Here is a 13,044-nt window from a genome sequence, read left to right on the forward strand (position 1 = left end):
TTGAGCATGTTTCATGTCTCGACTAGACCTCTTTTATCTTTTTTCCCGTGCTTCCATACCTATCGCTCAACAATGAGCTGAAAACAATAGAAATAAATGTCAGGTCATCCGGATATGGCACTGGCAAGGCAGGTTGTGAAACCTACGTTTACTCTCACGAATTGCTATTGAGGAAATGAGTTCCTCAAAGAGAGATTAAGGATATGAGCCAAAATGAGAAAAATGCTTTCGCGATAGAAAGTCATTCAATTGATTATGTGGGTCCTTCGGAACGTCACGGAAAAGTTCGGGATCTATTCACTTTGTGGTTTTGTACCAATATTGCACCTTTGGCTGTGATTACTGGTGCAATGTCCATGTTAACCTTTAACTTAAGCCTAGTTAGTGCATTGGCCGCGATTTGTTGTGGTCATTTTTTTGGTGCAGCTATTCTGGCACTGACTTCAGCGCAGGGACCACAGGTGGGTATTCCACAAATGATCCAGAGCCGTGCACAGTTTGGACGTTATGGTGCGTTACTGGTTGTATTATTTACCACGTTAATTTATCTCGGTTTTTTTATTTCTAATATTATTCTTTCCGGCAAGACACTGCATACCGTTGTGCCAGCGATCCCTGTGGCAACTGCGACGGTGATGGGTGCGATTGCTGCAACCACGATCGGTATTGTTGGCTATCACCTGATTCATAAGTTCAACAAGATTGGTACCTGGTTTATGGGCGGTTCATTGTTAATCGGTCTGATGATCATGATTCCGCATATTAATGCAGAGGTCTTGGCCAAAGGATCGTTTAACCTGAAAGGCTGGTTTGCCATGTTTGGCTTATGTGCGGTCTGGCAAATCAGTTTCTCACCTTATACCTCAGATTATTCGAGATATTTGCCTAAAAGTATCGGGATTTATAAACCCTTTATCTATACCTATTTAGGCGCGGCGCTTGGCACCATCTTTGCGATGAGCTTTGGAACGGTTGCAGTCAGTATTGGCTCAAGCACCGATGCCATGGAAGCCGTTAAATCTGGAACAGGGCTATTTGGCTATGTGCTGATGATTTTATTCCTATGCAATATTATCGGACACAATGCCATGAACTTATATGGTGCAGTGCTGTCTTGTATCACCTCGATTCAAACTTTTGCGGGGCAGTGGATGCCAAGTAAAAATGTGCGTATCAGTTTGTCCATTCTTGTTTTAATTCTGGCGACCTTTACCGCACTTTGGGCTTCGAGCAACTTTATTAGCTTCTTCCTTAATGTCATTTTTGCCTTGTTATTTATTCTGGTGCCTTGGGTATCGATTAACTTGCTGGATTTCTATGTCATCAACAAGAAATCTTATGATATTGCCTCTATTTTCGCTCAGGACGGTGGCATCTACGGTAAATTCAATGTCAAAGCCTTAATCGCCTATTTCTTAGGTATCGTGATTCAGATTCCTTTCCTCACCAATGCTTTCTTTACCGGGCCATTTGCCAATATTGTTCCTGATGTCGATATTTCATGGGTGATTGGTTTGGTGGTGAGCTTCGTGGTGTATTACGCCTTTAATCTCGGAAAGATTAAGTGTAATCGTCCTGCATTTAATGCAAATGCATAAGCGCAACTGGATGAGAAAGGAATCTGGAATATGAAAAAAATTGATTTGCAGTTCGCCCTAACCACGGTTTTGCTGGGCATGATCTCGTCAAGTTATGCGGGGATCAGTTTTGGAGATGCGACAGCCGATGCGGGCAAGTTGACGATATCGGGTTATGTCCGTGCCAATTATCAAGACAAGGATTTTGGTGAAGCAGCATCTGAACATAAAATACGTTTTGATGCAGCACAGCTCAAACTGGACTATGAACGTGGGCAGTTATTTGGACATGCTGAATATCGTTGCTATCAGTACGATACCTTATGTGATTTTTCGAGTTTGATTGATGCTTATGTTGGCTATCATCTGAATCAGACTGATCAAGTGGTGGTGGGTATGCAACCGATTGCTTTTGGGCCTGCACGGTTCTGGGGCAATAGTTTATATGGCAGTATCAATACCACAGCAGGTTTAGAAGATGTGCATAATCTGGGTTTAAATTACCACTTTGAATTACCGAGCGCGACTCAATTTGATGTCGGTTATTTTGCTACAGATGCAGGTCATTACGAAGGAAGTACGCGAGACTCTGGACGCTATACGGCCAATTATGTGAGCTCAAATGACAGTAGTAAAAGCGATCTACAGGAAAAAAATATGTGGGTGGGGCGTATAACGCAAGATATCTCTTTAGGGCTAACTGGCTTAAGCACCCAAGTTGGCGGCTCTTACTGGACTTCGGAAATTGAAAATAAAACCATGTCCAAAACAGGAAGACGTAACGCCTGGGCATTATTTAGCACATTTAATTATGGCAATCTGGGACTCACATTAACGGGCGGGAAAAATGATGTCACGAATAAAGACTCATTTGACTCTGTAGCTTCACTCATGGGTTCATACGACAGCGAATATTATGTTGCCAACAAAGCAACGTACTATACCGCTGATATTGGCTATGCCTTTAAAAATGTCAAACAGATTGGCAATATTACGCCTTATTTCATGCATAGCCGTTACAACAAAGATCAGGCTGGCGCACAAGATTCGACCCGTAATATTCTGGGTGTGGCAATCGACCATAAACAGCTTTCTTTGGTTGCTGAATATATCATGAGTAAAAATGATCCCTTTATTGGAGGAACTCAAGACTCGCTGGCGCTGGGCGATGATGGGAAATGGAACAAATTATTAAACCTGACATTGTTCTATTCTTTTTAGGATGAGTCATCAAATTCGGACGACCGAAAATTTTTTTCAAGATTTATTTGGTATGCCATAATACAAGATGGAATGGTTTCCAGATTTTTCATCATCTGTTGAACTATTCCAACGCCGATACAGGATAACGTGTATGCAACTTCAACAAATGCAATTATTCCACCAACAAGCGCTTATTGCTGGACAGTGGTGTGATGCTGACAACCAGCAAACTTCAGAGATTTATAATCCTGCGACACAAGAAATGATTGGTACTGTGCCGAATATGGGGAAAGCTGAAGCGGACCGTGCCATTCAGGCAGCTGTGGAGCATTGGGCAACATGGAAAAATAAGACCGCCAAAGATCGTTCCATTATTTTAAAGAAATGGTTTGATCTCATGGTCGCACATGCCGATGAGCTGGCATTTATTTTAACCAGTGAACAGGGCAAACCTTTAGCAGAGGCCAGAGGAGAAATCCTCTACGCCGCCAGCTTTGTAGAATGGTTTGCAGAAGAAGCCAAACGGGTCTATGGGGATACCATTCCAAGCCCATATCCTGATGCGCGTATTATTGTGAGCAAGCAGCCGATAGGTGTCATTGCCGCAATTACGCCGTGGAATTTTCCGGCAGCCATGATTACCCGTAAAGTTGCACCCGCTTTGGCAGCAGGATGTCCTTGTATTGTAAAACCTGCACCAGAAACACCTTTTACGGCGTTAGCTTTGGTTGATCTTGCTATTCAGGCCGGTATCCCCGCAGAAATTTTTAGTGTCATTACGGGGGATGCCGTAACCATTGCTGATGCGATTTTTGAAAGTGATGATGTACGCAAGTTCACCTTCACTGGCTCCACGCCTGTGGGGAAATTACTTTACCAGCGTTCAGCTCAGACCCTGAAGAAAGTCTCTCTCGAGTTGGGTGGCAATGCGCCGTTTATTGTGTTTGATGATGCAGATCTGGATGCCGCGATTGAAGGGGCATTGATTGCTAAATATCGCAATGCTGGGCAAACCTGTGTTTGTGTAAATCGTTTTCTGGTTCAGGACGGTATTTATGAACGCTTCATTACCGCATTAACTGCCAAAGTGAATGCTTTCGCCATTGGTAATGGACTCGAAGCTGGAAATGAAATTGGCCCTTTAATTAATAGCAATGCCGTGAAAAAAGTGGAAGCACATGTTGCAGATGCTTTAGCCAAAGCCGGACGTTTAATTACAGGAGGCAAGCGTCATCAGGCGGGCGAGCTGTTTTATGAACCGACCATTATTGCCGACGCGACAACGGAAATGGATGTTGCAACTCAGGAAACCTTTGGGCCTTTAGCCGCAGTTTTTAAATTTAAAACGGAACAGCAGGCGATAGACATGGCGAATGCGACTGAGTTTGGTCTAGCTGCTTATTGTTATACCAAGGATTTAGGACGAGCATGGCGCATGAGTGAGCAACTTGAATATGGTATGGTGGGAATTAATAAAGGCCTGATTTCCAATGAAGTTGCTCCTTTTGGCGGGATTAAACATTCAGGTTTAGGCCGAGAAGGCTCAAAATACGGCATCGAAGATTATCTTGAAATCAAATACACCTTATTTGGAGGATTGAATCCATGAGCAATGAAAAATTTGAAAAAGGTTTAGCAATCCGTAAACAGGTGCTTGGAGAAAGTTATGTCAATAATTCAATCAACAATGCAGATGACTTTAATCTACCTTTGCAGGAATTGGTAACCGAGTATTGTTGGGGTGCCGTTTGGGGGCGTGAGGAGCTAAGTAAGCCAGAACGTAGCATGATCAATCTGGCTATGATCTCTGCGCTCAACCGTCCGCATGAACTTAAACTTCATGTCAAAGGCGCATTACGTAATGGGGTGCCGAAAGAAAAGATCCGTGAAGTACTACTACAGGTTGCAATCTATTGTGGCGTGCCTGCTGCAGTAGACAGTTTCCGGATTGCCAAAGAAGCAATTCAGGAATTTGAACAAGAAAATAACTCGGGGTTATAGGGATTTTGTCTGCACTTCAAATCCAAATAATGATGAAGTGCAGATTAAATTATTGCGAATTTCTATAGGTATGGAGTTAATCGGAAGCTGAGTTTATTCTGACCAACAACGCCCTAATCGGTGTTTATATATGAATAATCTTCTTCGCTAAAACCAGTACAGGCTAACTCAACTTTAATATGTCTAATTTTATGGATGAAGGCATTGCCCATTGTAAACAAGGAGGATATATAGTGAGCAATGCTTTCGCTTAAGATCATATAAAACTGAACTTTATTTGCAAGAGATAGGGAAATATTGTCCCATATAGTATGCTTTTAAATACTTTGTGGGTTATGAAGGATGCTCATGCTATTTGCATAACAGTACATAGCTTGCAGTAACTAAGACTCAATAATTAAAACAACAGATTTACAGATGAGCTGTGCTTTCAGTGATTTAAGTCAGAAGAAAGTTGCACATCATCATAGTTAAAACGATTTCACAACAATTCTATGGTCGACTTAGAAGAAAAATAATTCAAAATGTTACGTGGTTGTTCAGAAAACGATCCAAAATAGGTACTACTATTTATTTAATAAATGTTTAGCCACTTTACATACGGTCAGATTATTCGGTTTTAAGCGCTGATTGGTGTAAATTATTCACTTCGCCAAAATTCTTTTTTTATAAGAATTTAAGCAACGAAATTTTATATATTTGACGGATAATCTCAAGAGTAAGGTATGCCTGCGAACCCGAGTAAAATCAAAAAACCTTTATATATTCCCTATGCGGGGAATGCTCTTTTAGAACTTCCGCTGTTAAATAAAGGCTCTGCTTTCTCTGAAGAAGAAAGAGAAAATTTTAATTTACATGGTCTGGTTCCATACAATATTGAAAACATTGAAGAGCAAACTCAACGCTCTTATCAACAGTACCTTTCATTTGACAGTGACCTAAATAAGCATATTTATTTACGAAATATCCAAGACACCAATGAAACCCTGTTCTATAGCCTATTGAGTCAGCATTTGGATGAAATGCTACCGATTATCTATACCCCAACGGTGGGCGAAGCTTGCCAGCGTTTCTCTGATATTTATCGTCGTCACCGTGGTATCTTTATTTCTTATCCAGAACGAAAATACATTGATCAAATTATTCACAATGTGAATAAGAAAAATGTCAAAGTCATCGTGATTACAGATGGCGAACGTATCTTAGGTCTAGGTGATCAGGGCATTGGCGGTATGGGTATCCCGATCGGCAAATTATCTCTGTATACTGCCTGTGGTGGTATCAGTCCTGCCTATACCTTGCCGATTACTATTGATGTCGGAACTAACAACGAAGAATTGCTGAATGATCCAATCTATATGGGCTGGAAACAACCGCGTATTCGTGGTGAGCAATACTATGAATTCGTTGAGCAAATTATTACTGCAGTGCGTCAGCGCTGGCCAGATGTACTGATCCAGTTTGAAGACTTTGCGCAAATGAATGCGATGCCGTTATTAACCCAGTATCGAGACAAGATATGCTGTTTTAATGACGATATTCAAGGCACGGCTGCTGTAACAGCAGCAACCCTGATTGCGGCTTCTCGTTCACAAGGCAAGCAGCTTAAAGACCAAACCATTACTTTTGTTGGTGCGGGTTCGGCAGGTTGCGGTATCGCAGAGCAGATCGTTCGTCAAATGATGGATGAAGGGCTAAGTGATCATGAAGCACGTTCACGTATCTTTATGGTGGATCGTTTTGGTCTGATGACCGACCAACAGCCAAATTTACTCGATTTCCAGCAAAAGCTGGCGACACCAACCAGTGCCATCAGTGACTGGGAATATACGGGTGAATATGTTGGTTTACTGGATGTAGTGAAAAATGCCAAACCGAGTATCCTGATTGGTGTTTCTGGTCAGGCGGGCTTGTTCAGTGAAGAAGTGATTAAAACCTTAGCGAAATACTATAAACATCCGATCGTTCTGCCACTATCGAACCCGACCTCACAAGTGGAAGCACAACCTAAAGATATTATCGAATGGACAGATGGCGCGGCGATTGTTGCTACAGGTAGTCCATTTGCGCCTGTTTATTATCAGGGCAAGGCCTATAGCATTGCACAATGTAATAACTCCTATATCTTCCCGGGGATTGGTCTGGGTGTCATTGCATGTGGCGCAACGCATATCAGTGACTCTATGCTGATGGCTGCTAGCACGGCTTTGGCAGATTGTTCGCCGCGCCTGAAGAACCCGGTAGCGGATTTATTGCCGAATATTAATGATATTCAGCAAGTGTCCAAGTTTATTGCCTTTAAAGTGGCAAAAGCGGCAATGGCCGATGGCTTGGCCGTTCCGATGAGTAATGATGTGTTGAAAACAGTGATTGATGATAATTTCTGGACACCAGAATATCGCAGTTACCGTCGTGTCACTGCTTAAGCGATAAGTGATTTTTTAAAGGGCGCATGATCATTTCGATTGTGCGCCCTTATTGATGTCGGCAATCTTTGACTTGATCAGGTTTTATAGGTCGACAGTAAAATACTGGTTTCGCTATTGTAAATACCTGAAATATTTCGGATTCGCTCCAAAGCCTTATCAAAATTTTCCAGACTGTCGGATTGTAACTCGACAAGAATATCCCATTTTCCATTGGTGGTATGCAGACGCTCTACCGCAGATTCGAGTCGCAATTCGCGGATCACGGCTTGGGCTTTGGTCCCTTCCACCATAATATTCATCCATGCCCGAATGATATTCTTCTCTGCACTGGGGCGGAAGCGCACCGTGTAACCGGTAATAACGCCAGTCGATTCCATATATTCAATTCGTTTCTGTACGGTTGCGCGTGACACCCGTGTTTTGGCCGCCAGATCGGTAATGGACATCCGTGCATTGTCTTTGAGTAATCCTAATATAATATGATCGATATTGTTCATTTTGATATTTACTATTAGCAAATTGATAAAAAATAATTCATTTTAATCATTATAACGAATTTTGTGAATCAATTTGATTCTTAATAATAATCTTATACAAAACCCCAAGCATTTTTGATTCAGTGAAAAGAAGCACAATGCCGATTAGGGAGGATGGGGTAGGACGCCCTGAAAAAAAGGGAATCTGTGAATAACAGGGACAATTGATTAATTAAGGAATAGATGATGTCTTTATCATATGCGGCTCAAAACGGTAGTGCTTGGCAAACCTTTCTCACTCAAGTTGATCGGGTAGCCCCTTATCTGGATGCCGACCTCAGCAACTTTATCAACACACTGAAAACCCCAAAACGTACCTTGATTGTTGATGTTCCAATCGTGATGGACGATGGTTCAATCCGTCATTTTGAAGGCTATCGTGTCCAGCACAATTTGTCACGTGGGCCGGGTAAAGGCGGTATTCGTTATCACCAAGATGTTGAATTAAATGAAGTCATGGCATTGTCTGCATGGATGACCATTAAAACGGCTGTATTGAATCTGCCATTCGGTGGCGCGAAAGGCGGTATTCGTGTGAATCCAAAAGAATTGTCGACACGTGAACTCGAGCGTTTAACGCGCCGTTTTACCAGTGAAATCAGCCCAATTATCGGTCCACAAATTGATATTCCTGCGCCAGATGTCGGTACCAATGCCAACATTATGGGCTGGATGATGGACACTTATTCAAGTATCAAAGGCCATACGGTTACAGGTGTGGTCACAGGAAAGCCCGTTCATTTAGGCGGTTCGCTGGGCCGTGTTCGTGCCACAGGTCGCGGTGTATTCGTAACCGGTATGCAGGTTGCAGAACGCATCAAATTACCAGTCGAAGGCAGTAAAGTGGCTGTACAGGGCTTTGGTAACGTAGGCAATGAAGCAGCCTATCTGTTCAGCCATGCAGGCGCAAAAATTGTGACCGTACAAGACCATACCGGCACCATCTTCAATGCAGAAGGCTTGGATGTGAAAGCCCTGCAAAAACATGTGGTGGAAACGGGTGGCGTAAAGGGCTTTGCCGATTCAACTGTGATTTCGGATGAAGAATTCTGGACAGTTGATATGGATATTCTGATTCCAGCAGCACTGGAAGGCCAAATCACGGTTGAACGTGCACAAAAACTCAAAGCCAAAATCGTGCTTGAAGGTGCCAATGGTCCAACTTACCCAGAAGCTGATGATGTTTTCGTGAGCCGTAATATTACCGTTGTTCCAGATGTAATCTGCAACGCCGGTGGTGTAACCGTCAGTTATTTTGAATGGGTTCAGGATATGGCGAGCTACTTCTGGAGCGAAGACGAGATCAATGAACGTCTGGACAAATTGATGATTCAGGCGATTGCGGATGTCTGGAATACCGCCGCACAGAAAGAATGCAGCTTGCGTACCGCAGCTTATATTCTGGCGTGTGAACGTATTCTGAAAGCACGTAAAGAACGCGGGATTTTCCCGGGCTAATCAGTCCCTCAAACAATAAGCGTAAAGGGCTTGTTGAGTATTCAACAGGCCTGAAGATTAAAAACAGGAAGTGAGTAAATAAAATGAGCGAAGTCGCAATTACACGTAGCAATTTTAATGATTGGATGGTGCCAGTTTTTGCCCCGGCAAATTTCATTTTAGTACGTGGTGAAGGTTCTCGTCTTTGGGATCAAAACGATAAAGAATATATTGATTTCGCAGGCGGGATCGCGGTAAACGCTTTGGGTCATGCACATCCTGTGGCAGTCAATGCCTTAACCGAACAAGCGCAAAAGTTATGGCATATTGGTAATGGTTATACCAACGAGCCAGTGTTACGCCTTGCAAAGCAACTGGTTGACAGTACCTTTGCCGACAAAGTCTTTTTCTGTAACTCCGGTGCAGAAGCCAATGAAGCGGCGTTGAAACTGGCACGTAAAGTTGGTTTGCTCAGCGGCAATGCTAACAAGAACCAGATTGTTGCGTTTAAAAATGCCTTCCACGGTCGTACTTTATTTACCGTAACGGCGGGGGGGCAGCCAAAATATTTTCAAGACTTTTCACCATTACCAGGTGGCATTGAACATACGGCATTTAATGACCTTGAAGCAGCCAAAGCCGCGATCACTGAAAATACCTGTGCCGTGATTGTTGAACCGATCCAGGGTGAAGGTGGTGTGCTGCCAGCAGATATCGAATTCCTGAAAGGCTTACGCGCGCTGTGTGATGAAAAAGGTGCGGTACTGATTTTTGATGAAGTCCAAACAGGGGTTGGCCGTACCGGTTCGCTTTATGCTTATATGAATACGGGTATAACGCCTGACATTTTGACCACAGCAAAAGCATTGGGCGGTGGTTTCCCGATTGGTGCCATGATCACCACAGATCATTATGCCAACATGTATGCCGTGGGTGATCACGGTACCACCTATGGCGGCAACCCATTGGCCTGTGCCGTGGCAGGTGCGGTATTTGAATTTATCAATACACCAGAAGTGTTAGACGGCGTAAAACAGCGTCATCAATATTTCATTGAAGCCTTAAATAAAATCAATGCGCAATATGGCCTGTTCAAAGAGATTCGCGGTCAAGGTTTATTAATTGGCTGTGTGCTGAAAGATGAACATGCTGGTAAAGCCAAAAATATTGTGACCTTAGCGGGTGAAGAAGGTTTATTGGCTTTGGTTGCAGGGGCTGATGTGGTTCGTTTCACACCATCATTGATCATTCCTCAACAGGATATTGATGAAGGTCTAAACCGTTTTGTTCGTGCATTAGCACGCCTCTAAGTCTGCTGTGAGCATCTAACCATGATGATTGTTAGACATGCAGCGCATCGGGACTTAGATGATATTTATCGTTTAGCGCAACGAGCGGGGGAGTCAGGCATTGGCCTGACCTCCTTACCACAAAATAGAGACATTCTGGCTGAACGTATTACACGCACCACGCGTACTTTAGCGGGACTGACCGAAAAGTGTGAGGCAAGTTATCTGTTTGTACTGGAAGACACCAGCATTCGCAAAATTGTGGGTGTGAGTGCAATTGAAGTTGCAGTCGGGCTCAATGAACCCTTTTACAACTTTCGTGTGGCAAAACAGGTGCATGCGTCTAAAGCCTTAAATGTGTATAAGACTCTGGATACCTTGTTTTTAAGCAATGACCACACCGGTTGCAGTGAGCTCTGCACCTTATTCCTTGATCCTGAATATCGTAAAAACCAGAACGGTAAATTTTTATCCAAGGTCCGTTTTCTGTTTATTGCAGCCTTCCGTTCTTTTTTTGAAGAGCGACTGATTGCAGAAATGCGGGGGTTTTCAGACCAGAATGGGCGGTCACCCTTTTGGGATTCACTCGGTTATCTGTTTTTCAATATGGATTTTGCCGCAGCGGATTATCTCAGCGGTGTCGGGCAAAAAGCCTTTATCGCGGAGTTAATGCCGAGATTTCCAGTCTATGTGGACTTGCTGTCTTCAGAGGCACGTGAGGTGATTGCAGAAGTGCATCCCCATACACTGCCAGCAGCCAAAGTGTTGATGTCTGAAGGTCTTAAATATCAGGGTCATGTCGATATTTTTGATGCGGGACCAACACTGGAAGCTAATACGGCCGAGTTACGGGCGGTGAAAGAAAGTCGGTTGCTTAAAGTCAGACTCACTGAGCAGGTCGAAAGTACCGAGACGCATTTTCTGGTTGCCAATGACCAATATAAAGATTACGCCGTGCTGCTGATCAATAACAAAGTCGATGATAGCGAGACTTTGCATTTAACCGCAGCACAAGCACAGGCACTGAATATTGCTGAACACGATGAAGTACGGGTTTTAGCATTAGAAAAAATGGAGAACAACTAATGTCACAAGGTGCATTATTAATTGATGGTGCTTGGGTACAAGGACAAGGAACCGCATTTCAAAAAACCAATCCGGTCAGCAATCAGCAAATTTGGGCGGGACATGAAGCCAGTCAGGCCAATGTCGAACAGGCATGCCATGCCGCACGTCAGGCATTTCCAGCTTGGGCACGCTTAGCACTAGAAGAACGTATTGCAATTATTGAGCGCTTTGCGGGCTTATTGGAACAAAATAAAACCCAGTTGGCTGAAGTGATTAGTCAGGAAACCAGCAAACCGCTTTGGGAAACCTTGACTGAAGTACAGTCGATGATTGGTAAAGTGGCGATCTCAATCCGCGCTTATCATCAACGTACAGGATTCAGCGAAACTGAAATGCCAGATGGCGTGGCGTCATTACGTCATCGTCCTCATGGTGTTCTGGCTGTATTTGGTCCCTATAACTTCCCGGGTCACTTACCGAATGGCCATATTGTTCCTGCGCTGATTGCCGGCAATACCGTGGTGTTTAAGCCAAGTGAACTCACCCCTTGGACAGCGGAAGAAACTGCAAAATTATGGCAGCAAGCAGGTCTGCCAAAAGGTGTGCTGAATATCGTACAAGGTGGACGCAGCACCGGTGAAGCACTTGCTGCGGCTGAACAGATTGACGGTTTGCTGTTCACGGGCAGTGCCAATACGGGTTATCACTTGCATAAACAAATGGCAGGTGCTCCTGAAAAAATTCTCGCCTTGGAAATGGGCGGCAATAATGCCCTGATCATTGATGAAGCAACCGATATTGATGCGGTGGTGAATTTAGCTATCCAGTCTGCTTTCGTTTCTGCGGGACAACGTTGTACCTGTGCACGCCGTATTATCGTTAAACACGGTGCCAATGGGGATGCCTTCATACAACGTTTTGTTGAAGTCGCTAAAAACCTGGTGGTTGGGGAATGGAATGCAGAACCACAACCGTTTATGGGCGGGGTGATTTCTGCACATGCCGCAGAACAGATGTTGGCAGCACAAAGCAAACTGATTGCTTTGGGTGCAAAACCATTGCTGCAAATGACGCGTCCACAAGCAGACAGTTCATTGCTTACGGCGGGGATTTTTGACCTTACCCAAGTGACCGATATCCCTGATGATGAATACTTTGGTCCATTGACCACGATTTATCGTTATCACAGCTTCGATGAAGCCTTGAACCTTGCCAATAACACCCGCTTTGGTTTGGCCGTGGGTCTGGTGTCACCTGACCGTGATTTATTTGATCGTGTATTGATTGAAGCGCGGGCAGGGATTGTGAACTGGAACAAGCCATTAACAGGTGCATCAAGTGCGGCACCATTTGGTGGAGTGGGTGCATCAGGTAATCACCGTGCCAGTGCTTTCTATGCAGCAGACTATAGTGCATGGCCAATGGCATCACTGGAAAGTGACAGCGTTACTTTACCTTCAAAATTATCACCGGGCATTGTGCTGTAAGTCGGCTTGTATCGGGA

At 43.9% G+C, this 13,044-nt stretch carries 10 protein-coding genes; 9 read left to right on the forward strand and 1 reads right to left on the reverse strand.

What is annotated here, in order from left to right:
- Positions 1 to 203 precede the first annotated feature (203 nt).
- From J699_RS11430 to J699_RS11410, 5 genes are all read left to right on the forward strand, one after another.
- A complete protein-coding gene (locus J699_RS11430) occupies positions 204 to 1,598 on the forward strand; it encodes a purine-cytosine permease family protein (protein ID WP_032867646.1) in 1,395 nt (464 codons plus the stop codon).
- Between the two features lie 30 nt (positions 1,599 to 1,628).
- Positions 1,629 to 2,798 carry a hypothetical protein gene (locus J699_RS11425; RefSeq protein ID WP_032867645.1) on the forward strand — a complete coding sequence of 390 codons (1,170 nt, stop codon included), beginning with the start codon at positions 1,629 to 1,631 and terminating at the stop codon, positions 2,796 to 2,798.
- Between the two features lie 133 nt (positions 2,799 to 2,931).
- Positions 2,932 to 4,389, forward strand: a complete 1,458-nt coding sequence (locus tag J699_RS11420; protein WP_032867644.1) for an NAD-dependent succinate-semialdehyde dehydrogenase — start codon at positions 2,932 to 2,934, stop codon at positions 4,387 to 4,389.
- Entirely contained in the window at positions 4,386 to 4,781 is a 396-nt protein-coding gene (locus tag J699_RS11415) for a carboxymuconolactone decarboxylase family protein (RefSeq protein WP_032867643.1), read from the forward strand. The genes J699_RS11420 and J699_RS11415 overlap by 4 nt, the downstream gene beginning before the upstream one ends.
- 725 nt (positions 4,782 to 5,506) lie before the next feature.
- Entirely contained in the window at positions 5,507 to 7,207 is a 1,701-nt protein-coding gene (locus J699_RS11410) for an NAD-dependent malic enzyme (protein WP_032867640.1), read from the forward strand.
- Between the two features lie 77 nt (positions 7,208 to 7,284).
- On the opposite strand, the gene J699_RS11405 is transcribed toward J699_RS11410, so the two are convergent.
- Positions 7,285 to 7,707, reverse strand: coding sequence for an Lrp/AsnC family transcriptional regulator (locus J699_RS11405; RefSeq protein ID WP_004771166.1), 423 nt, complete (start codon positions 7,705 to 7,707; stop codon positions 7,285 to 7,287).
- A 222-nt stretch (positions 7,708 to 7,929) separates the two neighbouring features.
- Between J699_RS11405 and J699_RS11400 the strand changes: the two genes are divergently transcribed.
- The 4 genes from J699_RS11400 to astD all read left to right on the forward strand — a co-directional run bounded on the left by J699_RS11400 (position 7,930) and on the right by astD (position 13,027).
- Entirely contained in the window at positions 7,930 to 9,204 is a 1,275-nt protein-coding gene (locus J699_RS11400; protein WP_104021888.1) for a Glu/Leu/Phe/Val family dehydrogenase, read from the forward strand.
- An 83-nt stretch (positions 9,205 to 9,287) separates the two neighbouring features.
- Positions 9,288 to 10,493, forward strand: a complete 1,206-nt coding sequence (locus J699_RS11395; RefSeq protein WP_032882793.1) for an aspartate aminotransferase family protein — start codon at positions 9,288 to 9,290, stop codon at positions 10,491 to 10,493.
- Between the two features lie 21 nt (positions 10,494 to 10,514).
- Positions 10,515 to 11,558 carry an arginine N-succinyltransferase gene (gene astA / locus J699_RS11390; RefSeq protein WP_005229222.1) on the forward strand — a complete coding sequence of 348 codons (1,044 nt, stop codon included), beginning with the start codon at positions 10,515 to 10,517 and terminating at the stop codon, positions 11,556 to 11,558.
- Entirely contained in the window at positions 11,558 to 13,027 is a 1,470-nt protein-coding gene (gene astD / locus J699_RS11385; RefSeq protein WP_032882794.1) for a succinylglutamate-semialdehyde dehydrogenase, read from the forward strand. The genes astA and astD overlap by 1 nt, the downstream gene beginning before the upstream one ends.
- Positions 13,028 to 13,044 lie beyond the last annotated feature (17 nt).

The sequence above is a fragment of the Acinetobacter sp. 1000160 genome, from assembly GCF_000588715.1.
GTDB lineage: Bacteria > Pseudomonadota > Gammaproteobacteria > Pseudomonadales > Moraxellaceae > Acinetobacter > Acinetobacter courvalinii.